Genomic DNA, 24,830 nt, shown 5'->3' on the forward strand with positions numbered 1-24,830 from the left:
GATAGGCCAGAATGCGTGGCGTGTTTGCCGGACTTGACGAGATCGACTGGGCCGCGATGAAGCACGCGTACGGCTCGGCCGCCGAGGTGCCCGAGCTGCTGCGCGGCCTGGTCAGCGACGACCCCGCCGTGCGCGAGGCGGCCCTCGACGGGATGCACGGCGCCGTGCACCACCAGGGCGACGTCTACGCGTGCACGCTCGCGGCGGTCCCGTTCCTGCTGGAGGCGGCGGGCGACCGCGCGCTGCCCGGCCGCGGCGGTGTCCTCAAGCTGCTGGCCGGCATCGGCGCGGCCGAGGAGGACGACCTCGACTACGAGGACGACGTCGAGGACGAGGAGGACGGCGAGCCGGTCATGTTCTTCCGGGCCGCCCGCCACGCCGTCGCCGCCGGCAGCCCGCTCTTCCTGGAGCTGCTCGCGGACCCCGATCCGGAGGTACGGCAGGCCGCCCCCGAGGCGCTGCTCACCTGCCGCACGGACGTGGGTCCGCTGGTCGAGGCGCTGCGGGCGCGGCTGCCGCTGGAGGGCGACGCGGAGGCGCGGGCGGCAGTGGTGGCCGCGGTCGGCACGTTCGGTCGGCGGTCGGCGGCCGGGCAGGTCACCGGCCTCGACGCGACCGCGGTCGGCACCTGGCTAGCCGAGCAGGCCAACGCGTCGGCCGACGAGTCGTACCGGTTGGCCGCGCTCGCGGAGCTGGCCCGCACCGCGCCCGGCGCGCTGCCGGAGGACGTGGTGGCGACCGCGGTGACGCTGCTGCGGTCGGTGTACGCCGAGGGCACGCCGGCCAAGCCGGAAGCCGGGTTCGAGACGGACACGCTTGCCGGCGCGATCCGCCGGATGTCCGAGCGGGAGGCCGAGGGCCGGCGCGCGCCGGCAGCCGCCGAGCTGGTGCGGCAGCTCAGCGTCGCGCTCGGCGACCGGGTGGACGACCGCGTGCGGCTGCTCACCGAGCTCCTGCGAGCCCCCGCGTGGGAGGCGCGCTATGACGCGCTCCGCCCGGCCTCGGTCCTGATCAGTGGATGGCGTGGCCCGTACCAGGAAATCGTGGCCCTCGTCGGCGAACAGCTCCTGGCCACCGAACCGCGACTGAACGCGGTGGCCGCCGGTGCTCTTGAACATCTCGACCAGCTGGCCGCCCCCGCGGCGGACGCGCTGGTGCGGGCCTTGGAGGCGGCGCCGCGCGAGGCGCCGCACACCCGCGATGGCGGCGCGCCCGCGTGGGTGACGGTGTGGGGGAGCGGGCTGCCGTCGCTGGGGCCGACGCTGTCGACGCTCGCCGCGCTCCGCGACCCGCGCGCGCTGCCGGCCCTGCGGTGGGCGATCGAGCGGCCGGAGATGCCGCGGGACGCCGGGTCCGCCGCCGGCAGGTACGGGGCGGAGGTGGCCGACCTCGTCCCGCTGATCCGGCGGCGGCTGCACGATCTGCCCACAGTGGACGGATACGACGAGCGGCGGTCCGGCCTCGTGGTCGCGCTGGGCCGGATCGGACCGGCCGCCGCGCCGGCCCTGCCCGACCTGCTGTCCCGCCTGCCCGAGCAGGCCGCGCTTGTCGCGGTCGGCCGTCTGGGGCCCGCGGCGGCCGACGCCGCGCCGGACCTGCGCCGCCTGCTCGACCACCGCGACGCCGCCACCGAGATCGCCGCGGCGAGCGCGCTGTGGCAGGTGACCGGCGACCCCGACGCGGTACTGCCGACGCTGACCCGGCACCTCGCGGCCGGCGGTCGGGTCGCCGCCGCGGCCGAGGCCGTCGCCGCGCTCGGCCCGGCCGCCGAGGTCCTGGCGCCCCGGCTGCGCAAGCTCGCCAAGGCCCGCGACGCCAACGGCTGGACCTCGCTGCACGCCGCCTGGGCGCTCTGGCGGGCGACCGGCGACGCGGACGTGGCGGTGCCCGCGCTCACCGCGGCCTGGACGGCCAACGTGTACGTCCGCGAGCCCGCCGCCCGCCACCTCGCCGAGATGGGCCCGGCCGCGGCGCCGGCGGTACCGCTGATCCGCGCGGAGGTGGCCCGCCGGCGGCGGCACACGGCCAGCGACAACGGCTGGAGCAGCGACCAGGTCCGTTCGGACGAGGCGCTGCTGCGCGCCTGCGCCGCCGTGCTCTCCGCCGCCGGCGGTTAGTGCGATGGCCACTAACGTTTCCGGGTCCGCCCGCGGACCCGGAACTCTCCGCCGCGGAGCCGCGGACGGCTAGCGGTCTCAGGCGGGTTGGGCGGCGGGTACGGGCGGGCAGGGGTCCGGGGCTCTGCGCAGGCCCCGGATGCCGGGGACGGCGAGCAGCACCAGGCAGCCGGCCACGCCCACCGCCGCGCCGACGCCGAGCACCGACTCCGCGCCGAACAAGGCCGCCGCCGGTCCGGCGAGGGCCTGCCCGATCGGCACCGTGCCGACCGAGCCGGCGATCTCGTAGGCGCTCACCCGGTTGAGCACGTCCGGCGGCACCTGGGTCTGCACGCTCGTCGCCCACATCACCGACCAGAACGCCCACGCCGCACCGCCGACCGCGTGCCCGCCGAGCAGCAGCCCGAGCGGCGCGTGCGTGGCGTACGTCAGCGGGATCATCGCGAACCCGAGCAGCGCCACCGCGCCGGCGGCCAGCGGGCGGGCCGGGCGGTACCGCATCGCGACAAGCCCGCCGACGACCGTGCCCGCGCCCAGCGCCGACATCGTGAAGCCGTACGCGTGCTCGCCCAGCCGCTCGGTGACGAGACCCGACCCGAGCGGGTAGATCGGGCCGAACAGCAGCACGCCGTAGCCGGCCCAGATCAGGATCACCGACCACATCCAGCTGCGCGAGCGGAACTCGTACCAGCCCTCGCGCAGGTCGCGGAGCATCGAGGCGCCCCGCGCGACCACCGGCGCCGGGCCGAGGCGGAGCGCGACCAGGCAGGCGGCGCTGATCGCGAACGTGCCGGCGTTGAGCAGGTACACGACGCCCGCGCCGAACGCGGCGGTCAGCGTCGCGGCGAGCACGGGCCCGAGGAGCTGGGCGCCGGCGTCGGCGACCCGCAGGGTGGCGTTGGCCCGCTGCACGTCGGCCGCGACCCGCGGCACCGTGCTGGCCACCCCGGGCTGGAACATCGCGGCCGCCGAGCCGGCCAGCGCGGACATCACCAGCAGCAGCCACAGCGACGGGCGGCCGGTCAGCAGCGCGACCGCGACGACCGTCTGGGTCGCGACCCGCACCAGGTCCGCGCCGATCATCATGCGGCGGGCGGTGAACCGGTCGGCGAACACACCGCCGAACAGCAGCAGCGCGGCGAACGGGCCCATCCAGGCGGCGAGCACCAGGCCGACGCCGGAGTCGCCGTAGCCCGCGCCGCGCACAGCCAGTGCCACCGCGACGGGCAGGATCGCGTCACCGAGGAGGGCGACCGAGCGAGCCACGAAGTACAGGCCGAAGTTGCGCGTCCACAAGCCCGCCATGCCCATCCTTCCGTACGGGGTGCCCGGCTGAGCATCCCTTACTAGAAGGCTTCTTTCCAGTTGATTACGATCACGTCCGCCCCTTGTGGCCGCACGAAATACTCAGCGGCCGATCGTGACGACGCGGGCCCAGTCCGGTGGCGTGTCGGGCCGGTACTCCTCGCTGTCCTCCCAGTTCGGCGCCGGTCGCGCGAACAGGCCGACCACCGTGCGGCAGCGCGGCCGCGCCGAAGGCCATGGCGTCTGGCCGTCGGTCAGCGCGACGACCACGTCGGGCTCCGGCCGCGCCCGCAGCGCGCGGTCGAAGCCGGCCCGCAGGTCCGTCCCGCCCCACCGGCCAGCGGGATCTCCGCGACCTGGCAGAGCTGGTGCGCGACCGGTGCCGCCGCGTCGCACGGCAGGACGGTGACAAGGTCGCGGCGGCCGCCCACGGCGCGGGCTATCGCGGTCACCTCCAGGAGCGCGCTGCCCAGCTCGGCGTCGCTGACCGAGCCGGACGTGTCGATCACCACGGTCACCCGCGGCGGGCGGCGGCGCAGGCTGGGCAGGACGGCGCCGGGCACGCTGGTGGAGCGGCGTGACGGCCGGTGGTACGTGTAGTCGTCGCCCGCACCCGAGCCCGACACCGCCGAGCGGACCGCGGCGCCGAGCAGCTCGCGCCAGGGCTGCGGCGGGTGGAACGCCTCCTCGGCCCATCGCCGCCAGCCCTGCGGCACGTCGCCCGGCCGCGCGTTGATGCCCTGCGCGACCCGAAAACGCACCGCGTCCCGCTCCTGGTCGGTGAGGGCGTGACCGCCGTCGGGGCCGAGCTCCCACTCGCGCTCCAGGCCGTCGGCGCCACTGCCGCAGTCGAGCCAGACCCATCCCTGTGTACGCGGGCCGAGCGTGAACCGGCGCACATAGTCCTCCATCAGCTGGCCCTCGGGCAGGCACAGCGTCGCCGGCAGGACCGCGCCGTCCGGGGTGACAAGCCCGTCCCCGAACGCGTCGTCGTTGATCTCGCAGTCCGCGGCGATGTTCATCCGCAGCCGGTCGCCCGGCCCGCTCATGCCCTCGTCCCGAGCGAGCCGGTCACCTCGGCCGTGGTGGTCGCGGAGCAGGTGCGCGACCTCGTGCACCCACACCGCGGCGAGGTCTTCGAGCGGCGTGCGGTCGACGAAGGCGGGGGAGGCGTAGCAGCGCCAGTACCGGTCGACCGCCATCGTCGGTACCCGCGCGGACTCCACCGGGTGCAGCGCGAAGAGCGCGGTCGCCAGGTATGGGCGCACCTTCGCCGCGTACAGGCGGGCGGCCAGCAGCTTGTCGCGGTCCAGCGCGGTCATCGGCCACTCCCCGCGGCGGCCGCGACCCGGGCGACCGCGCCGTCGGCCCGGCGGGAGAGGTCGAGCACGCCGGCGAGCCCTTCGATGGCCGGCGGCACGTCCCACTCCTCGCGGCGCAGCGCGGCGAGCGTCGTGGCCGGGACGACGACCAGGTCCGGCGGCCCGGCCTCCGCGGCGCGGGCGAGCAGGAGCCAGGCGGCCTCCCACCGCGAACGTTCCGGTCGCTGCCGCACGGCCTGGACCACCCCATCGAGTACCGCCTGGCGCAGGTCGCCCCGCTCCGGCAGCGCCGCGCCCAGCGGGTCGGCCAGCACGTCCTCGGGGTCGGGCAGGTCCATGCGGTCCAGGCTGGCCAGCAGCTCCAGCCCGGGGCCGTCGCCGACCGTGCCGCGCACGAGTGCGGACAGCACATCGCGGGACGTGCCGGCCGCGGTGGCGAAGGCGATCAGGCGCAGCGCCATCTCCCAGCTGCGCGGCGACGGCCACGGACCGCCGCGCTGGGTCTCGCTGGTGGGCAGGCGGTGTACCAGCGTGGGGCGGGCGGCCAGCAGTGTCGTCACGGCCCGCCGGGCGAACGCCACCGCCTCGGGCAGCCGGGCCGCCTCGAGCCGTGGCAGGCTGGCGCGGGGCCAGGTGCCGCCGAGGCCGCGTACCACCACGCCGTGCTCGTATGTCCACTGTAGATGAACGAAGCGGTTGGCGAGCGGAGCGCTCAGCTCCCAGGCGTCGGCGGCGGAGGAGCGGGGGTTGGCGGCGGCGACGATCCGCACTCCGGGTGGGAGGCGCAGCGCCCCGACCCGCCGTTCGAGCACGAGCCGCAGCAACGCGGCCTGCACCGCGGGCGGCGCGGTGGACAGCTCGTCGAGGAAGAGGAGGCCTCGGCCGGCGCGCACGAGGTGTACGGCCCAGTCCGGCGGCGCCATCGGCACGCCCTGCCGGGCCGGGTCGTCGCCGACGACCGGCAGCCCGTTGAAGTCGGACGGCTCGTGCACGCTGGCGATCACGGTGGTCAGCGGGAGGTCGAGGTCGGTGGCGAGCTGCGCCATGGCGGCGGTCTTGCCGATGCCGGGCGCTCCCCACAGCAGTACCGGCAGGTCGGCGACGACGGCCAGCATCAGCGCTTCGAGCTGCGGGTCGGGGCGGGTTTCGACGGTGGTGTCGCCGAGCAGCGCGAGCAGCCGCGCGGCGACGTCGAGTTGGCGGGTGTCAGTGGGCATAGGCATGCGTCATCACCTTTGGGAGTGTCGGCGGAAGCGTGAGGTCAGCAGTAGGTGGCGTGGCGCGGGTGCGCGCGGCGGCCGGCGGGCGGCCGTGGACCGGGCAGCGCGATGCCCGGCGGCGGGTCGCCGAGCCCGGCCCGGAAGAGCCCGTACGCCACGCGCCGCCGGGCGGCCGTCTCCAGCTCGTCCCGGAGCGCACCGTCACGCAGCACGGCGGCCGCTCCGATCAGCCCTTCGACGGTGGCGAGGGCGCCGCCGGTGTCGCCGTGGTCCAGACGGGCGCGGACGTCGGCGAGGTTCGCCGGGTGGCGGTGCGCCTCGTCGATCGCCTGCAGGCAGGGAACCGGGGTGCCGGTGAGGGCGGCGAGCAGCTCCTCGCGGCGCACCTCGGCCGGGTCGTGGTCGAGCGGTGCGAGCGTGCCGCCGACGAGCGCGATGCGGTGCACGGCACCGCGGCACTCGACGAGGCGCGGCGCTCCCGGCGGGTCAGGGGCGCGCGGCCCGCCCGCCGGTGGATCGCCCGGCGCGAGGGCGGAGGCGACAAGCGGGTGCAGCCGGTCGACCGCGATAAGCCCGCGCCGCAGCAGCTCCAGGTCCGGCAGCGCCCAGGTCGACGCGTAGGGCAGCACCGGCGCTTGCCGCTCCACAGTGGACAGAGAGCAGGGGAGGACGTCCAGGTGGAGGTGGCGCCGGCCTTCGAGCCGTACGACGACGCTCCCGCCGTCCTGTCCCCGCGACCGCAGCAGGATGCGCGCCTCGGCCGGCCACCGCGCGACCGCGTACCCCTTTGTCCAGGACCGGCCGGCGCGGCCGCGCAGTTCGCCGGTGCGGCGGGCGTCCCACAGGTGGCGGTGCAGGTCGAGGCGGTACCGCCGGTCGGGCCGGGGATGGGGATGGTGGCCGCGCGGGCCGTCCCGCCGCCACAGCGCGATGCTCATCCGCTGCCCGCCGGCCGCCCAGCCCGGTGGCGTACGCACGACGAGGTACATGCCGGCCGCCTCGTACGCGGCGAGCGAGACGGTCAGCCCCGGCCGGAGCAAACCGTCGGGCGCCACCCTCGGCATGTGCCAGCGCAGCAGGTCGGGTGCGAGGTGCCGCAGGTCGGCGCGGACCGCCGCGGCCAGCTCGGCACCGTGTGACCGGGCCAGGGCGCGGAGGTCCACGTCGACGTCGACGTGCGCGGCGCTGCACGCACCCGCCCAGTCACCGGCCAGCCGGCGGGCGGTCGCAGTCTTGATCATGGAGGGCGGCACGGCGAAGTCGCGCACGTGACGCCAGAGGGAGAGGCGGGAATCCGCGGTCGCGGCGGGGGAGCGCATCAGCACTCACCTTGTGCGACGGGGACCCCCAATCTGCGAAGAGTCGAAATCTTCATCGCCGAGAACCATACCGCGCCGCCCACCCCGCCCGCCAGATGTCGAGCCAGGGTCCAGTGTGGAGCCCTCTCTTTGCTACACGTGATGAGTGGCCCAGATGATCATTGACAGGCCAAGTGGGCGGCATCCAGGATGATCGAACCCACCGACCACGGCGCCCCCTCCTCGCGGGGGCGCGGCCGACCAGTATCTGTCCACAATGGACGGCGACGTTTTCGCACGTCCACGTGCTCTCCAGGTCCAGTGGCGCAGCAGACGAAAGGTACCAAAGATGTCTCCTTCCTCTCTGCCACGATGGCGAAGGGGCCTCGTCGCGGCGACCGCCGCGGCAGCCGCCTTCCTGCTCTTCGCCGGTCCGGCCACCGCCGTGCCCGCCGACCCCGCCCCGGCCGATCCCGGCGGCGCCCACGCCGCCCTCGTGCGGTTTGCCGGTGAGGAGGCAAGCGTCGTCGAAGTGGCGGTCGCCGACCGCGACCAGCTCGACAAGCTCGTCGCCACCGGGGTCGACCTGGACCACCACGTCTCACACACGGACGCGGGCATCGTGGTCCACGCCGTGGTCACGCCGAACGAGGTCAACGGCCTGCGCGCGCTCGGCTACCGGGTCGGCTCGACGCTCTTCGACCCGGCCGACAGCGACGACCGCATCGCCGAGCGCGACGCGACGATCGCCGAGCACAAGGCGGAAAACCAGGCGTTCAGCGCGAGCCTGGCCCAGAACGCGGCCGCCTCGGACGTCAAGATCGTCCGGGCCGACTACTACACGTCCGGTACCAGCCAGGTGCTCTCCGTCGAAGCGAAGTGGGCACAGGGACAGACCTCGGCCAGCACGCTGACCGTGAGCCGGGACAGCGGCCCCGGCACCCCGATGGGCTCCGGCGGCACGCAGAGCATCTCCCGTTTCGTCGACGCCGGCGTGTACCTGTACCACCGCGGCGCCGCCGCCGTCACCAGCCGGCCTGACAAGATCCAGATCGTCAGCCCCACCGGCGACGTCGCGGTCGCCCAGGTCAAAGAATGGCTACCGGTCGAGGGCGACGGGCCCGAGGGACCGGGGTACCAGAAGGACTTCGTCACCAGCTACCTCACCCCGACCGAGCTGTACGACCGGATCAAGCGGCTCGCCGCCGAGTACCCGCAGCTCGCCGAGATTGTCGAGCTGCCGTACAAGACCAACGGCTACCGCCGCAAGGCGCAGGCCGTGCTCGGCTCCGCCACCGCCAACCGGGTAGCTGTCGACTCGCTCGCGTGGGGCCACGAGGGCGGCAACGACATCACCGTGGAGCTGGCCGACCCCGGCGCCGCGAACCAGCCGCTGCTGGCCACCGTCACCGGCAAGGCCATCCGGGTCAGCCTGGCCACCGACGCCGCCGGCACGGTCACCAGCACCGCCGCGCAGGTCGCCGCGGTCGTCAACGGAGCGGCGGGCAGCCTCGTCAAGGCGTACACCTACCGAGGCAGCGCCGGCGACGGCGTGGTCGCCCCGGTCGCGCCCACGCCGCTCAGCGACAACCTGAGCGCGCCGGCCAGCGTCTCGCGGGACCCGCACCCCGTGTACGCGATCCGGATCGGCAAGTACCGCGACGGCTCCCGCACCGGTGTCCTGGCCTACGCGCAGGAGCACGCGCGCGAGTGGGTGCCTCCGCTGGTGACGATCGAGACGGCCGAGCGGCTGCTGCGCAACCAGAAGCATGACGCCAAGACCCAGGAGCTGCTTCGTACCCTCGACATCTGGATCGTGCCGTCGATCAACCCCGACGGCGGGCACTACTCGTTCTACGACTTCAACTCCCAGCGCAAGAACATGACCAACCACTGCGCGCCGGGCGGCGAGACCGACGCGCTGGCCCGCAACTCGTGGGGCGTGGACAACAACCGCAACTACACCGAGTACAGCCTCTTCGACGGCTACTCGGGCGCCTCGTCGAGCTGCACGAGCGGCACGTACTCGGGTCCCAGCGAGCTGTCCGAGCCGGAGGACAAGAACGTCGACTGGCTCGCCCAGCGCGCCAACATCAAGTTTTCGATGAACCTGCACTCCTCCGGGAACTACTTCATGTGGTCGCCGGGCTCGTACGCCCTGCCCGGCCGGATCTCCGCGCCGCGTCCCACGCTGGCCGAGGAGTCGTTCTTCTGGGGTGCGTCCTCGCGCATCCTCACCGAGATCAAGCGCCACCGGAACATGGCCGTCACGCCGGCCCGCACCGGCCCGATCGCCGACGTGCTCTACTCGGCGGCCGGCAACTCCGGTGACATGCTCTGGTACAAGTACGGCATCTACGCCTGGAACTTCGAGGTCGGCACGTCCTTCCAGCCGGAGTGGGAGGAGGCGCACGCGGAGACCATGGAGTTCAGCAACGGTCTTGTCGAGCTGTTCCGCGTCGCCCGCGACTTCGACAAGGACAAGAAGCGCCCGACAAGCTCGCTGGCCGTCGCGCCCGGCACCGGCGAGGGCACGGTGGACATCACGTTCAACACGAGCGAACCGGCCGCGGTGTTCTACACCCTGGACGGCAGCAAGCCGACGTACGCGTCGAACCTGTACGCGTCGGCCGGCGTGCGCGAGGGCGGCGAGACGCTGACGGTGCCGTACGGCGCCAAGGTCTTCTGGTTCTCGGTGGACGCCGCCGGCAACATCGAAAACAACTACCGCCCCGACGATCCGAACTCCAAGAACTGGAACCGCGCGTTCGCCGTCGTTTCCGACAGCTGACCCGGCTGCGTTAGGAAACCGTGGCCGGGGCACCTGGTGCCCCGGCCGCTCCTGCTCCGGCTGTGCGGGCCTCCTGGATGGGGCGGTAGCGGTCGTCGAGCAGTGTGATGAGGCTCAGCAACAGGATGAAGAACAGCGCGTTGCCCAGGTTCAGCCCGCCGTCGCCGCGGCCCAGCAGCCAGTCGGCCAGCACGACGAGCCCCACGTTGATCAGCACGCGGACGCCGAACGCGGCGAGGATCGAGTCCCGACCGCGACCCGCGCGGGCGGCCCACAGGCTGATGGCGGCGTTGGCGCAGACAAAGGCGGCGACGCCGAGGAAGAGCTCGCCGTCCGTCGACTGGCGATCCGGCAGGACCCGGCCGTAGATCACGCTCAGGCAGCCGACGAGCACCACCTTTTCGAGCGTGGCCAGGGACAGGAAGCGTCCGTGCGCGACGATCCACCGGTCCCGCCCGGCCGCGGTGGCCAGCCCGGCGGGGAGCGGGTCGGCCGCCACGCGCCAGCGCCAGTCGGGGGCGGGCAGCCGCGGCCGGATCACGAACCAGACCACCAGCGCCGCCGCGACCAGGGCCACCGCGATGAGGGGACCAAACCAGGGGTACGCGGCGAGCGTGTCGGTGAAGTCGAGTTGCGCGATGTGGATCCAGTACTCCTGCGGCAGCTTCACGAAGATCCAGATCACCGCGGCGACGGTGATCCAAGCCCGCATCCCGTAGCGCGCCGGGTTCCGCCGCAGCCGCACGACCTCGTACGCGATGAAGAAGTACTCGAACGTGTTCGGGAAGATCAGCAGGAGGCCGCGCCACTGCGTCAGCTCGAAGGCCACGACCCCGGCCAGCCGGTAGAAGTAGAGGAACGCGGCCACCTGGAGCGCGGGCAGGCTGGCCCAGTTGCGCATCGTCGACAGGTACGCGATGGCCAGGTAGTACATGTCCATCGCCTTGTCGTAGCCCTGGTAGCCGGGTGGGTCGTAGCCGAAGGCCTGGAAGATCGACTGGTCGGCGGCGTCGAGCACCAGCGCGGCGAGCACGGCCGGCAGCGGAAACCGCGGAATCAGCAGCGGCACCAGGAACCGTGCGCCCACCACGACGACGAAGAGGGCTGTCTCTCCCGTCACCGGTGCCAGAGTAATGCCATGCGCCCCTTTCTGTGAGAACTGTACGTATTACGCCGAATAGTGGCGGATGCTGGACGTGGACGCCGCGGTGGTGGAAGCCACCCGACTACACGCAGACGCGACGCTGTGGAGAAGGTCCGCCTCGCCGTCGCCGAATGAACCGCCCGCATGTGGGTGTCTGACTGGAGGTCGCGGTGGCGAACGTCAAGGTGGAGCGAAAGGCGAGCCTGACCCGCAAGGAGGTGGCACAGGCCCTCTCGGCCCTCGCCGCCGCACTCGACGCCGGGTCGAAGGTCGAGGTGACGATGGCCGGGCTTGAGGTGAGCGTCCAGGTCCCGAACGAGGTGAGCACCGAGTTCGAGATCGAGGTGGACGGCGACGAGATCGAGATCGAGCTGGAGCTGAAGTGGTCGACCGCCGCGCCGCCCCCGCCGCCCCCGAGGCCCTCCCGCCGCCGCGGCCGCTGACCTACCCCGGCCGGCCTGGTGGTAGCCCTACCCGACGGAGGCAGGATTTGTGTGCGCCGGAGGCGGGCTCGCGCCTCCATCTTGGCTAATGGTCGGTAGCTCAGGAGCGTTCGCGCCTCGTTGTTGAGGCGTAGCCGCGGCCTGAGCCGCCTTCTTCGCGTCTCGTTTCGCTTTGGCGTGCGTCACCCGAGCTGGCGACTGAAAGACCTCGTTGAGCACTTCAGTCATCAGGGCGAGGACCAGGTCGATGTCTTCGTCTTGACCGGTCGACGAAGTCGCCATGCGCCTGGCTGCCGATCGCCCCTGGCCTGACACCAACAGGGCCGCGGCATACCTAACTCCTCGACGGGCTGACGGACCTGCGCTGGGAGCGGTGCGAGCCGCGCGCCGTTCCGGATCGCCCTTGTCCGGGACGACGTGCCAAGTGTCGCTCACGAAGTAAGGCCGGTCCCTCGTCTGGAGGAAACCGGCCCTGACCTGCGGAAACGTGTGGGCGATACTGGGTTTGAACCAGTGACCTCTTCCGTGTCAATGCCGTTTTTCCGTTCAACCTTTGCTTCGCTGACTTCGATGCTGGCATCATATCGGCAGGTAGATGGCGTATATCGGTGTCATTAAATGCCATGCTCGGGTGTGGCGTGACGCCTGGTTCGCGGACAAACCACGGACAAATGATCATGCGGGAGGGTCCATGGGATATCCGAAGAAACGCCTCGGTCGAGATGGCAAGACTGTGCGGTATACAGCCTGTTATCTAGATCTTCGCGGCGTGCTGCGGTCGGCCGGTACCTACTCCAGCGAGAAGGAAGCCAACAAGGCGTGGCAAGCCGCCGAGGCGAAGCTTGCCGAGGGCAGAGCAGGTGACCCCGCGCGTCAACGCCGACGGTTTCGTAGATACGTCGAGGCGGAGTGGCTACCGCACCACGTCATGGAGCCGACGACCCGCGAGTCGTACACCTACATGATCCGCAAGCACATCCTTCCCCGCTTCGGCCCGATGAAGATGATCGAAATCCTGCCCAGCCACGTCCGTGAGTGGATCACTGAGCTTCGACACGGAGGCGTAGGGCCGGCAACGATCGAAAGCTCAGGTTCATCCTTAGCGCGATCTTCACCACGGCGCTCAACGACCAGATCACGTTCTTGCACCCTTGCCGCGGCGTCAAGACACCGACTGTTCCGAAGAAGCCGTTGACGATCATTACGCCTGAGCAGTTCGATGCGCTCTACTCCAAGCTTCCCGACGCCGACATGCAGTTGCTCGTGGAAACCGATATTGAGACAGGGCTCCGATGGGGGAGCTGACCGAGCTTCGAGGCGTGGACCTGGCAGCCGCCAGCCGGACCTTCATGATCAGCCGTGCCGTGGTACAGGTCAACCCGGAGTTTCATCCCGAGGGAAAGCGCTTCTATGTGAAGGACTATCCAAAGGACAAGGAGTACCGGCGCGTCAAGGTCAGCGCCCAGCTCGTTGCAAAGATTCGAGCCCATATCGAGGCTCAAGAGCTCGAACGAAACGATCTTCTCTTCGCCATCCGATCCCAGGTGGCTCCTCCGCAACCTCCTCTTCAACGGGTGCCTGTTTCCGACGACTTGGGCCTCACAGAACCTAACGCTGCGGGCAGACGGTACCGGCATGGCACGCTGACGGCCTACAACGCTGGAAAGTGCCGATGCCAGCATTGCAAGGACGCCTTCGCCATCTACCGTGCATCTCGTCGTGCCGCGAACCCAGACGCCCGAGGAACCAAGCGCCGAACCATCGACACCGATGGCCATATACCGCGTGACTGGTTCCGGAACCAGGTCTGGACCCCGACGATCCAGGCGCTCGCCTTGGACCATCCCGTTCGTGTTCACGATCTACGGCACGCGCACGCATCCTGGCTTCTGGCCGGGGGAGCGGACCTGCAGGTCGTCAAGGAGCGCCTTGGCCACGGAACCATCCGGACGACAGAGCGGTACCTCCACACGCTGCCTGACACCGATGAGTCGGCCGTCGACGCGTTTGCCTCCATTAGGTACCGAGCGGCAAGCCAGCCCAGGTAGCGGAACGAGGGGCCCTGCGGCTGCGAGGGGCTCATAACCCAGAGGTCGCAGGTTCAAATCCTGTCCCCGCTACAAAGAAAGTCCAGGTCAAAGGCCGCCTTCCTGATTCGGGAAGGCGGCCTTTGATCGTTTGGACCGTCATTGGACCGTGAAACCAGACAGCAGACCGCGGCACTGTCTGATACGTCACAGCCTGCTCCATGTCGTTCTCGCTAGGACTGAACGTCCGCAACGCCGCCGCACACAGCGAACTCGGACAGGTCGTCCCCGCAAGTTCGTCGCGCTCGTTACAGAAGCCTGCCTGTCCCTCCTCGAGGAGATCCGCAAGACCATCTAAGGGGCCTTCGCGGGTGGGCGTGCGAGTACGACAGCCCCTAATGCCACATGATGCCGGGATGGTTCTTGACCCAGCGCGTACGCCGTGCGTTGGGCCAGCCGCGTGGGAGGATCGTCGACGTGCACTACCGGTATGAGGACCTGGGAGATCGCGAGTTCCAGCAGCTCATCCAGGCTCTGCTGGCGTACGTGCTCGGTCCAGCGATGCGAGCGATGCCGATCGGCAAGGCCGACGGTGGCCGTGACGCTCTGCACGAAATGACCGTCTACCAGGTCAAGTTCACACTGTCCCCGGAGGCGGTGAAGGACCCGGTCACCTGGCTCCTGGCCGCCCTCGACAAAGAGGCGGAGAAGATCCGTGCGCTGGTGAGGCGAGGCGCGCGGGAGTACTACCTGGTCACGAACGTGGGCGGCACCGGCAACCTCGACAGCGGCACGATTGACCGACTTGACGCCGAACTGGCGACCCGGTCGAAGTCGTGGTCGATCAAGATCATTCCGTGGTGGCGGGAGACGATCGACGCTCAGGTGAGTGCCGCCCCTGACAATCTGGTTCGCGCGTTCACGCGGATGCTGCCGTCTGACCAGATCATGGCTCTGGTCGCCAAGGAGCCCTCAGAGGCGACTGCTCGCCGGGATCGGTTGCTAGGCGCCTACCTGCGCGACCAGTACGACGTAGACGACCAAGTGAAGTTCGGCGAGGTTGACCTACTTGGGCCCTCGGTGCACAAGCTGTTCGTCGATGTCGAGGTAGTCAGCCACCAGGTGTTCAGTGGTCCGTTCCGGTTGATGGCCCAGTTGGGCGGCGTCGACGCGGACGTTTTCGAAGGGACGTGGGCAGGGACCCCTGGCCAATGGAGGACTGGCGGGGCGCGGCTATTGCTGCATCCGGCCTGGCGCGGCCACGCCGTGATCATCGGCGGTCCTGGGCAAGGAAAGACCACGCTGCTGCAGTACGTGTGCCAGGTGTACCGGTCGGTGTTGTTGGACCGGACGGCGTACCCGGTTAAGGATGAGGCGCCGAACGTCGCCCGCGTCCCCTTCAGGATCGACCTGCGCGCCTACGGTCAGTGGCTGTCTGGACGCGAAAAGAAGGGCAAGAAGCAGGATCAGGTGTCGGTCGCGCTGGAGGAGTACCTCGCTGTCCACGTCAGCGAGCACAGCGGAAACCAGACCTTCACAACTGACGACCTGGCCGCCGTCGTCGCTGGCAAGCCAGTCCTGCTTGCACTAGACGGCTTGGACGAGGTAGCCGACCTGGCGCTGCGAGAGCGCGTCGCTGAGGAGATCGCCAAGACGAAGCGGCGCCTGGACGGCCCCGGCATGGACGTGGTCATCCTGGTCACGACCCGGCCCGGCGCGACGGCGGCGCCTCTTAAACTGGGGGAGGACTTTCCCGAGCTGATCGTGCAGCGGTTGACTAAACGCCTCCAACTAGCATACCTGCGTCGCTGGGCCGAGCAGAACAATCTGCAGACAGCAGCGGCCGAAGGACTGCAGCAGCAGTTCATCGCCAACCTGGACCTCCCGCACGTGCGGGAACTAGCCGGGAGCCCCATGCAGATGGCGATCCTGCTGCACTTGCTGCAGCGGCGCAGCATCCTGCCCGAACAGCGCACCGACCTGTACGCCGACTACGTCAAGGTGTTCTTCGACCGGGAACAGTCGAAGGAGCCGATGGTCGCCCAGCACCGTCGACTGGTTATGGCGCTGCATCGGTTCCTGGCCTGGCACCTGCAGACCCAGGCTGAGCTCGGCGGCAGCGGCAAGGTTGAGCTGGCCGAGATCAAGCGGCTGATCGGCGAGTTTCTGCGCGCATACGACGACACCAGCCCAGACCTGACGGCGTTGTTCACCTCGGTCACCTCGCGCGTTGTCTGCCTGGTCCAGCGCGGCAGCGGCTTCGAGTTCGAGGTGCAGCCGCTGCGGGAGTACTTCGCTGCCTGTCACCTTGCGGAGGGGGCTCGGTCCCGTGGATCCGGCACCAAGGACGCCCGGCTGGCGGAGCTGATGAAACGGCCCTACTGGTCTAACGTGCTGCGCTTTTTCGTCGGACTCCTATCCGAGGCCGAGATCAAGGGCGTACCCACCATCACCCGAGAGGTGCGCGTAAACGCGCCGTTCGACGTCCTCCCACTCACTCGTGCTGTCCTTGTGCAACTGCTGCGGGACCGGGTGTACCAGGGCTTCACCACGGTGGCGGTACGCGGCGCGGTTGAGGCCGCCCTCGAAGGGCCCGGCTGCGTACTAGCCGAGGACGGGCTGCTGGACGACACCGGCGAGTCACTAATGCTGGCTGATGCCGCCGGCGCAGGCCAAGTCGCCGCCTATGCCCAGACCCGCTTGGAGAGCGAGAACGATCCCGCCCAGCGCGACGCCCTAGCCCGGTTGCTGTACCGGCACGGCAAGCCCGAACAGGTCCGGGCCTGGTGCTGGAGCGACGGCATCCGCCAGCCGACCATGAGCTGGCTCCGTACCGCGGCGCATCTACACGCCCTGTCCGGCCTGACCAACGAGCAGGCCGCCCACGTACTCGCGTGTGCCGACAACGCCGCCTCCGGCGGCCGCCGTGAGCCCGTCCTGCCGTTGCTACTTGAGGCGGGCAGTGATGTTGACGACGGGCCCCTCGCGCGTGCCTGCCTGGCAGACCTCGGTGACGGAACCTTCCACGCCTACAGACCAAACGACAAAAACACCTTCCTCGCCCGCCTGTACTCGGCTACGCACGCCGACAGGCTCCACGGAAGCGGCCTCATCGTTCTCGGCACCACCGAACCGCCTGTCCGGCGTCGTCTGCGCCGAGGCGTGCCTCAGCTAACCAGTCCGAAGCGGTTCTTGACACAGCTTCAGGTCGCCATGGCCGCGGCCAACCGGGAAACACCTGACGGCTGGGCTCACCTTATAGACGTGTTAGTCGGCGGGCTCGGCGACTGTTGGCTTCTCCGGGAAGCGGTGATGGCCCTCGAACGACTGCTGCCCACCGCACCCGAAGAACCAAATATCGGCGCCGGCGCGACGCCTGCAGGTATCACCGCCTGGCTGCGCCAGGCCCGCCGTAACAAAGACGACAGCGCATGGTGGCTGCGGCACGTACCGTCGCCCGGCGATAGCCTCGCTGCCCGCACCTGGATAGTCGGCCTTGCACTATTCGCCCGTGCCCAAATCGTGCACGCATGCGTTCCACACATGGACGAGATACTGGCCAACCTCACCGGCCACGACGCCGCAACGATCATCGCCGCCACCACGCGCCGCTACGCAGACAACCACGCCCCGCGCCGACTCGATCTCTACGCACCTCTGCATCACCGGGTGATTAACCCATCCCCGCTGACCGCGCTCCTCCTGCACCTCACCGCGTTCGACGCCACCCGCCCGGAACTCGTCCGGATCATCGCGGACCGCGCAGGCGACGTCCTCGCCATACGTAGCGACGTGACCGCCCTCGCGCTAGCCGCCCTCGCAGACCATCCGAAACCTCTCCAACCCAGGTTGTTCGCTGGCACCCGACCACACCTTCCAGCCGGAACGCTCAACGACGCCCGGGTCAGCTCCCTCAATCTGACCACCGCGACACGAGTGCTGAAACATCCTGGACAGTGGCCTTCGGACCTTGTAACGACCGCTCAAGTCGTGCTCTCCAGTGGACTGCCGCCCGTACCCTCGCTGGCCGACGTCGCACAGAAAGCTCACTGGTTCAGCGACTGAGTGACGCCGGCGATCGGCCGCTGGTACCGGACGGTGTAACGCCGCGACGTCCAGGAGATTGACGGGGGACGGACATCGCGCACGCGGTCGAAGACTTCCTCGAGGGCCGGTGGGCGCGCGGCAGCGACGCGTTCGTGATCGCGACCCCGGGTCAGTGGTGTGCGAACGGACCGGGCCGAGGCGATCGAGACAGCCGCCGCGACGTTGCGGTCAGCCGGTGTCCGTTTCGAGCTGTGGGATGACGAAGAACTCTCGCAGCAGCCGCGGACGCGCCGGCAGCTGATCGAGGCGTTCTTCGGCCCAGACACCGCCGGTGGTTCTGCCCAGCTGTGCATACCGCGGCGGGGCCGGGGAGCGCGGTGACCGAGGCGGAGATCCGTAGCCGGCTGGAGCTGTTGCCACCCGCGCCTCGGCCACGGATCTTGTCGGCGTGACGCGCCGCAGCAGACGCGATGGCTGGTCACGACGTTGACCAGCGTCGAGGAGCGTCCAACGGCTGTGGTGTGTGGCTGGGGCGGCATCTGCCGGCTTTGTAGCGTGAGGCGTGGCAGGTTCAGCTCGCGGCTAGCGAGTTGGCTGGTTCCTATCAGAGCGGGCCCCGGCAGCGGCGGATCTGCTCATGTTGGCGGCCGGGCAGGGCGCCCCGCGCCGTACGTATTGGCTGGCCCGGGCAGCCATATTGCACGACGGAGAACAACGACGCGGAGCGGAGCGGGCCGCCGAGACCGACGCGATGGGCGACTGACCGTATGTCGAGCTCTACACCGGCGTGGACGACTCTAAGTGACCGGCCTGCTGAAGGGCCGGTCGACGTCACGATCCGGGCGGCGTTGCAGGTGCGGTTGGTGCAGCTGGAGGCCGGGGAATCTCGATCCATCCTGGACCGCTGCCTGGCGATCCTTCCTGGCGGTGCGACTTCGTCAGGGCGAGGCCGCGGCGATCCGGGGTTCGTAGGTCCTCTTGGTCGCGTCGAGGCTGCCCCATGCTGCTGGGGCGCCGTCGACGGGGCAATCCCTCCCGGTTGACCAGCTCATCGCGCTGCTCGGCAGTCGAGAAGGCTCCGCCCGACATGCGGCGGCAACGACGGATGCTCAAGGAATACTGGCGCAGTCCCCGATAGAGACCGCCCGAAAGAATCTTGGTCAAGTGTTGGACGGGTTCGACCGCGTTGACGTGCTAGAGATGTCGGCAAGCTGCGGGAGGATGAGATGTTCGATCAATGGGTGGCACTGCTCGTAGCCTCGGTAGGATCGGCTGTATTTGCCCGAGGCCTCGTTGTCGCCATCCGCGAGTTGATCGGGTTGCGCCGGTCTCGCCTTCGTCGCGCCAGTCTTGAGCGGGTCATCCGTACGATGCGAACTGGCTTCCGTATGGTCGACTCGGACGGAAGAGGCGCGCGTTTGGAGCTTCGTGTCGACGACGGGTCCGCCTCCCCGACCTCGGGTGACGTCACACTGCAGCGGCGGTGACCGTGGTGTCATCGGAGGGCGGGCCATGTGGTTCGGATCCCGACGAGGCGGCGTGCTCGGATTTCGCGGAGTTTTACACTTCGACGGTCCGTCACACGCTGCGGGCGATCCGCTCCTTGGCAGGGGATAACGACACTGCTCGGGAGGCGGTCCAGGAGGCGTACGTCCGCATTCTGATGATCTGGCCACGAAGGAATACTCTGCCGGCAGAAGACAACTTGAGGTACACCATTGTGACGGCCCGAAATGTCGTGCTCGACGGTTTCCGGCGTGACCGACGTTCGGTGAAATTCGATGAAGATTCTCAAGTTGGCGAGGACGATCCGAATCTTGTCGCTGTCCTGGAAGAGATGTCGCTGATGTGCGCGGTTCGGGCACTGATAGACAAGTGGCCTGAGCGTCGTCGTGCTGTGGCGATCATGTATCTCCTTGAGGGGCACGACTACGCAGAGATCGCCAGCCGCCTGGACATGGCACAGTCGACGGTACGCTCGCATGTGGGCAAGGCCCGCGACGTGCTTAAGCCGTACCTGCAGCGGATGGAGGAGCTGGACGCAGAGAAGGGAGGTCGTTCGACATGACTGAAGGACGCGACGATGCGCTGCGCGAACTGCTGCTGCGCGCGAACAACGCTGACGTCAACGACCCGCCCTTCGACATTAGGGCTGGCCTCGACGAGGTCCTACGTCGCGCAGCATTTGAGCGTGCTGCGGTCGAGAACGCCGATCTCTCCACCCATTCTCTCGGTCCTCCGGCACCGCCTGCCCGCGCCGGGCGAGGACAGGTGAAGGCCGAGGTCGGTGCGAGCGCTGGCGGGGATACCGGCGCCGCCGGCATCACCGCCCCTGCCGTGATCGAGACCCACCATCAGCGTCAGTCGGCCGCGTCCCCGGGTGACGGAGCCGTCAGGGTCCGCATTTCCGTGATGCAGATTCGGGAGATCATCAAAGAGAAGTGCGGCCGGGAGAGCGCCCTCTGGGCCCAGCTCCAGGACGAGGGCTTCGCCGGCCGTACCTACGAGGCCCTGGCGATGGAGCTGGCCCGGTACGGCACGAGCGTGTTGCTCAGCTTCCTCCACGGCGGCCACATCCACGCCGCCCTCCGGAATGTCGGTCGTTCCGTGCCCGGCCTCACCCAGGCGTTGCGCGACATGACCCGCGATGAAGTCGAAGAGCTCGTCGGGCTGACCATCGCCCACGCCCTCAGGCTCTTCCGTCGCAACGCGCTCGCCGGGTACGGGTGGCAACCCGGCGGCAACACCACCGTCGCCACCTACTTCGTCAACACCTGCACGTTGTGCTTCAGCAACGCGTTCCGGGAGATGGCTGGCCACGGCAGGCCGAAGGAGGAGACGCCGGTGGACTCGATACCGGACGAAGCCGGCGTGACGACGATCGACATCGCGGACCGGCCAGGCACGCTCCGCGAGGCCATGGATGAGAAGGGCATCCGCGGCGTCTTGGCCAGCATCGCCGAGTGGACGGTCGAGGGCTACACGCAGGACGAGATCGCCAAGGAGCTCGGCACCACACCGAGGGCCGTCGAGGGAAAGCTGCGGCGCCTGCGGGACAACCTGCGAAGGCGGGGGATTCGTGACCAACGAGGAACCATGACAGCGGGACACTCACCCAACGTCACCGGCCGCCGGCCACGTAAGTTTGGCCGAAGCACCCCACCGGCGACGGTGGCGGCCTGTGCGGTCGCCGCCGCCCTGGGTCGCGAGGACGACGCGCGCTACATCGCCTACCTCACCGCTCTTGGCCTCGTGACCAGTCCACGCCCGCGGGACCAGGACGTCGGTGTCGCCGACATGGTCGGTTTCGCTGCCGACCCGTTGTACGAGGTGGAGGCGCGTGCCACTCTGCGCGAGTTCCTCGACGCCGCCGCCCGGCCCCGCAGCCCGGCGTGGTGGCCGACCCGTGGCCGCCGGTTCACGAAGCGGGCAGTTCGGGCGGCGCGCGAGACGCTACGGAGGATCGAGAAGGACGTCGCCCCGGCGGTGACAGCCGCACCGGCCGGTTGTAGCTGGCCGCATGCCCGCCCATCCTCGTCGGCGTAGATTCTCACGAGCGATGACATATTTCATGCGCCACGTCATCAGGGGTGGGTCGGCGTATACCCGCCGTGCGCATTCGAGGTCCTAACAGTGTCGTTGCACGTCGGGATAAGGGCGGAATTCTCAGCCTCTACTCGTTCGGCCGCTGGACGCGCGGGTGTGCACGGGGTACCCGAACGTCGTTCGGAAGCGTCCCAGGGAAGTCTGCCAGCCGCCTTGCTTTGGCAGGAATGGGTTCGTAGTCGCCGATTACCTTATTTCATCTCCGACGGCTTGGTTCGGCTGCCGGGGATCTGAACGGTAATGATGTGCCGTGGGATCGTGTCACCATCAACGTTGAACTCGGCATGCCCGATGAGTCTGCTTATGTGGGGGACCGGACCCGTGGCATCGAACGCCTTGTGTCGCAAGGCGACGAGGAAACCGATACGAATGTCGGATCCTTGGTAGGCAACAGCCTGTTTGAGGTAGGCGGTCTTGTCGTCGATCGCGATTTTCGTTGAGTCGACCTTCATCTCTATATGGATCGCGAAGCCGTCAAACTTGACTCGGAGGTCGACACGTCCTCCGCCGACGTGTTGTACTTCAAATTCGGCGATGGATCCAATCGAATTGCCGATGAGGTAATTGTGCAAATCCTGGTGAACTGCTTCTTCGTTCGCGTCCGGATCGAACAAGTAGCCGTACAGGTTGGACTGTGCGTTCGTGCGCGTTGTTACAAATCTGATGATGAGTCGCAGCAGTTCGTCGATGGCGTCTGATGTTTCGGGGCGGAAGTCCGGGCTCTTCGCCAGCGCGGCTCGCGTGTGGGCGAATATTTCGCTCTCGATGAGGTTGAGGCTGTGTCGGCCGATAGTGGCGTTATCGACAGCGCGGGCCAGGTCGACCAGGGTCGCTTTGCTCAGCGTGGCGAGTTCAGTGGCGATGGGCGATCCATGTGGTACGAGCCGGTCAAGCGGTGGCGGCAGCGGCGTAGCAGCCGTACCGCCGGGCTCTTTTCCCTGACCTGTGCCTCCTAGCGCGTGTGATCTAGCCGCGGCCAGGACGGCTCGGGAAGCCTTCAACTGCTCGGTCAATGCGAGGCGTCGGTCGTGGGCTGCTTCGGTCACCTGCTGCTCAAGAGCGTCGGTGTGGTCCTCCAGGTTGCTCAGCAGTCCGGCAGTCCTCGCGAAGCCGGTTTCAATGACTGGTTGTACAAGCATCTGCAGACCGTCGGCGTCCTCGTCGCGACGCACCACGGTTACTGATCGTGAACCCATGTAGATCTGGAGGAGGTCATCGATGACAACCTGCGCCTTGTAGAAACTGTCGCGCGCGAACTCGACGCGAAGCCTGTGGAGGTCGTTCGCGAGTCGCGTCCAGGCGTGTAGTGCTGCCGTCTTCGGGTCACCGTACCAGTGGTTAAGACCGATTGATGCGACGTTGATTCGGCGTATGCGGTCGGCGAGGGACTCTAGGGCGTCAGGGGCAAGCTGTGGCATCGCTAGGGCTTCCACAGTGGGCGGCACGCCCGACTCCTGAAGCAGGCCAAGCAGGATCTCTACGAGGGTGAGAAGTACGCCGGCGTCCTCGCGCCCGTAGGTTTCGGTGGCGGTTCGCAGGTATGCCGCACATGTCTCCAGGTGCCGCGTCATCGCTGTTAGTTCCGAGGCTCGCAGGGCACTGACCAGCTCGATTCCGGCAAGTACCCAAGTAGCGTCGGAGGCGACATCGTCCGGGTCTGCTCCATGACGGGCCGTGCCCTTGGCGGGGTCTATACCTGCGACGAGTCGGACAATGCTGGCGAGGCCGGCGGCGTGCGGCCAGTGGTCTACGGCAGTACCGACGGCACGTACCACTGCTGTACCGACTGGTTTGGGCTGAGGCGCGTCGAAGCGCTCCAGGATGGCCAGCAGCGCGTACGGTGAGCTGACGCCTGCCAGGGCGAGCCGGGTCAGTGCCTCTACGGCGTCGGCTGCTCTTCGCGCGGCTCGGGGATTCGAGGGCTCGAGCTTCTGGAACTTTCCGGCGATGTCCTCCAGCGATGCGGCCAATGGTGGGCCGGCAACGTCGAGGGCCGCTGGTGATTTGAGCAGCATCTCGAGGCTGTCGCCGAAGATGGCGGGGCTCTCGGTCACGGTCACCGCGGCGGTGACAGCCCGCACTGCGTCGGCGTAGCCGTCAGCGCGGTGGTCGGTACCCGCGGCATCACGTACGACCAGACTGACGAGTTGAGCGAGCATCGGGCTGTTGGCCATGGCAGGGGCTTCTGCGGCGATGCGCTCCCATCCCCGAGAGATGCCAGCGCGTCGTCGCCCGGCGGGCGGCCGGGGGCCGATGCGAGTACCGCCGCTAGGTCGTTGGCGAGGTTTGTGGGCGATGGGTCGCTCATAGCCCCCCTCTCAAGGCGGTGACTGTGCTCGCCGAGTCGTAGCGGCCGGTCACGGGCTTCGTACCCGAGTTCTGCTCTTGTTCACCAGACGTAGTCGTCGGCCTCGGCCACGACCCTGTTCGCCTCGGGGAGCAACTCGATCAGCGGCGCGGCGTTGCGGGTTCCGACGAAGATTTGCATCTCGGCTTCGGCGGCTACCGCTTGGAGCGCTGCGACCATGGTCGCGAGATCCGAATCGGGCATCTCTTCCGCGGCGGGGGAGTCCAGGACCAGTAGGCCCGGGTGCCGTCCGATGCCCTCCACGTAGCCGTGCTTGATGAGGGCGATGGCGGTCGCGATCTTGACTCGGAGCTTCTCGCCCTCCGTGAGGCCCGAATAGGTCGTAGAGCGGCCTCCCTTGATCATCGACATGTTCGCCGCGCCGTTCAGCTTGACGTTGCTGAGGCTGTCGGCACCAAAACTAGAGGCAAGCGTCTCGATGTCGGAAGAGATCTTCTTTAGCAGCGGGTCCTGCCCGTCCTTTACCCACTTCTTCAAGACATCCTCGGCTGCATCGGCGACTGCTGCACGGACGGGGTCGACCGGGTCAACGGTCTTCGGGTCGCCGGACTCGGTCAGCGCCATGAGTGCGCCCTCGGCGCGAGCCAGCTCAAGTTCGAGGGAGCGGCGTGTATCGGTGGCGGTCAGGACCTCGCGTTGCGCCTCCGCCATGGCGGCCGCCTGGTCACGTTGCTTAGTCAGATCCTTGAACTGGGCGCTCAACCGTGAGTAGGCCTCCTCAGCCGCAGCAACAGCAGCTTCGGCTGCTTCGAGGTCATCGCGTGCACCTTCCTCGGCGTCTGCCTGGTTGTTCTCGGCGGTCGTCGATCTCTTCATGAGCGCCGAGACGGCATCCCCAGGGACGGCGGCAGCGACAATGACGTCGGCCTTGAGCGCGTCGAGGTTAAGATCGCTCGCGCAGACCGAGCATTCGTGTTTGTCAGATTCGGCTGCCTGGCGCTCTGCCGTCACCGCCGCAGCACAACGTGGACACACGGTCGGACGCATCCGATGGAAGAACTTCGTCGCGAGCGCGTCCTCGTAGCTGGTGTGCAGGCGCGCTCTGGCCGCCTTGAACTGCTGCCGAGCAGTATCGACGATGGCGGACTGTGCGAGAAGTCGACGTTCAAACTCGTGCGCCTCGCGTGAGAGATCCGACGCTC

15 protein-coding genes and 1 pseudogene are annotated in these 24,830 nt (G+C 68.9%); 9 read left to right on the plus strand and 7 right to left on the minus strand.

Features of this window, described 5'->3' with window-relative positions; genetic code table 11:
* Window positions 1-20: 20 nt before the first annotated feature.
* Window positions 21-2,117, plus strand: coding sequence for a PBS lyase (locus Phou_RS47760; protein ID WP_173071000.1), 2,097 nt, complete (start codon window positions 21-23; stop codon window positions 2,115-2,117).
* Window positions 2,118-2,195: 78 nt separating this feature from the next.
* On the opposite strand, the gene Phou_RS47765 is transcribed toward Phou_RS47760, so the two are convergent.
* The 4 genes and pseudogenes from Phou_RS47765 to Phou_RS47780 form a co-directional block, all read right to left on the minus strand.
* On the minus strand, window positions 2,196-3,422 hold the full coding sequence (locus tag Phou_RS47765; protein ID WP_218579623.1) for an MFS transporter: 1,227 nt from the start codon (window positions 3,420-3,422) through the stop codon (window positions 2,196-2,198).
* A gap of 102 nt (window positions 3,423-3,524) precedes the next feature.
* A pseudogene (locus Phou_RS47770) lies at window positions 3,525-4,744 on the minus strand (vWA domain-containing protein).
* Window positions 4,741-5,967 (minus strand): AAA family ATPase, encoded by a 1,227-nt coding sequence (locus Phou_RS47775; protein ID WP_173071004.1) that lies wholly within the window; start codon window positions 5,965-5,967, stop codon window positions 4,741-4,743. Before Phou_RS47775 ends, Phou_RS47770 begins: the two are co-directional and overlap by 4 nt.
* Window positions 5,968-6,005: 38 nt before the next feature.
* Window positions 6,006-7,283 carry a hypothetical protein gene (locus Phou_RS47780; protein ID WP_173071006.1) on the minus strand — a complete coding sequence of 426 codons (1,278 nt, stop codon included), beginning with the start codon at window positions 7,281-7,283 and terminating at the stop codon, window positions 6,006-6,008.
* A 328-nt stretch (window positions 7,284-7,611) separates the two neighbouring features.
* On the opposite strand from Phou_RS47780, the gene Phou_RS47785 reads away from it, so the two are divergent.
* Window positions 7,612-10,053, plus strand: a complete 2,442-nt coding sequence (locus Phou_RS47785; RefSeq protein WP_173071008.1) for a M14 family metallopeptidase — start codon at window positions 7,612-7,614, stop codon at window positions 10,051-10,053.
* A 10-nt stretch (window positions 10,054-10,063) separates the two neighbouring features.
* On the opposite strand, the gene Phou_RS47790 is transcribed toward Phou_RS47785, so the two are convergent.
* The gene (locus Phou_RS47790) at window positions 10,064-11,173 is read right to left on the minus strand and encodes a hypothetical protein (protein WP_173071010.1); all 1,110 of its coding nucleotides are present in this window, start codon (window positions 11,171-11,173) and stop codon (window positions 10,064-10,066) included.
* Window positions 11,174-11,367: 194 nt separating this feature from the next.
* Here Phou_RS47790 and Phou_RS47795 point away from each other — a divergent pair, with 194 nt between their 5' ends.
* The 6 genes from Phou_RS47795 to Phou_RS47815 all read left to right on the plus strand — a co-directional run bounded on the left by Phou_RS47795 (window position 11,368) and on the right by Phou_RS47815 (window position 21,260).
* Entirely contained in the window at window positions 11,368-11,640 is a 273-nt protein-coding gene (locus Phou_RS47795; RefSeq protein WP_173071012.1) for an amphi-Trp domain-containing protein, read from the plus strand.
* Between the two features lie 691 nt (window positions 11,641-12,331).
* Window positions 12,332-12,835 (plus strand): N-terminal phage integrase SAM-like domain-containing protein, encoded by a 504-nt coding sequence (locus Phou_RS55960; protein ID WP_218579624.1) that lies wholly within the window; start codon window positions 12,332-12,334, stop codon window positions 12,833-12,835.
* A 97-nt stretch (window positions 12,836-12,932) separates the two neighbouring features.
* Window positions 12,933-13,688, plus strand: a complete 756-nt coding sequence (locus Phou_RS51945; RefSeq protein WP_218579625.1) for a tyrosine-type recombinase/integrase — start codon at window positions 12,933-12,935, stop codon at window positions 13,686-13,688.
* Between the two features lie 456 nt (window positions 13,689-14,144).
* On the plus strand, window positions 14,145-17,732 hold the full coding sequence (locus Phou_RS47805) for an NACHT domain-containing protein (protein ID WP_173071014.1): 3,588 nt from the start codon (window positions 14,145-14,147) through the stop codon (window positions 17,730-17,732).
* A 1,465-nt stretch (window positions 17,733-19,197) separates the two neighbouring features.
* Complete coding sequence (locus Phou_RS47810; RefSeq protein ID WP_173071016.1) at window positions 19,198-19,782, plus strand: RNA polymerase sigma factor; 585 nt, start codon at window positions 19,198-19,200, stop codon at window positions 19,780-19,782.
* A gap of 344 nt (window positions 19,783-20,126) precedes the next feature.
* A complete protein-coding gene (locus tag Phou_RS47815; protein WP_218579626.1) occupies window positions 20,127-21,260 on the plus strand; it encodes a hypothetical protein in 1,134 nt (377 codons plus the stop codon).
* Window positions 21,261-21,511: 251 nt separating this feature from the next.
* On the opposite strand, the gene Phou_RS47820 is transcribed toward Phou_RS47815, so the two are convergent.
* Entirely contained in the window at window positions 21,512-23,494 is a 1,983-nt protein-coding gene (locus tag Phou_RS47820) for a hypothetical protein (RefSeq protein WP_173071020.1), read from the minus strand.
* A gap of 215 nt (window positions 23,495-23,709) precedes the next feature.
* A complete protein-coding gene (locus tag Phou_RS47825) occupies window positions 23,710-24,639 on the minus strand; it encodes a hypothetical protein (protein ID WP_173071022.1) in 930 nt (309 codons plus the stop codon).
* Between the two features lie 39 nt (window positions 24,640-24,678).
* Between Phou_RS47825 and Phou_RS47830 the strand changes: the two genes are divergently transcribed.
* Window positions 24,679-24,816 carry a hypothetical protein gene (locus Phou_RS47830; protein ID WP_173071024.1) on the plus strand — a complete coding sequence of 46 codons (138 nt, stop codon included), beginning with the start codon at window positions 24,679-24,681 and terminating at the stop codon, window positions 24,814-24,816.
* The last annotated feature ends 14 nt before the right edge of the window (window positions 24,817-24,830 follow it).

Origin of the sequence: Phytohabitans houttuyneae (assembly GCF_011764425.1) — a bacterium.
Lineage (GTDB): Bacteria > Actinomycetota > Actinomycetes > Mycobacteriales > Micromonosporaceae > Phytohabitans > Phytohabitans houttuyneae.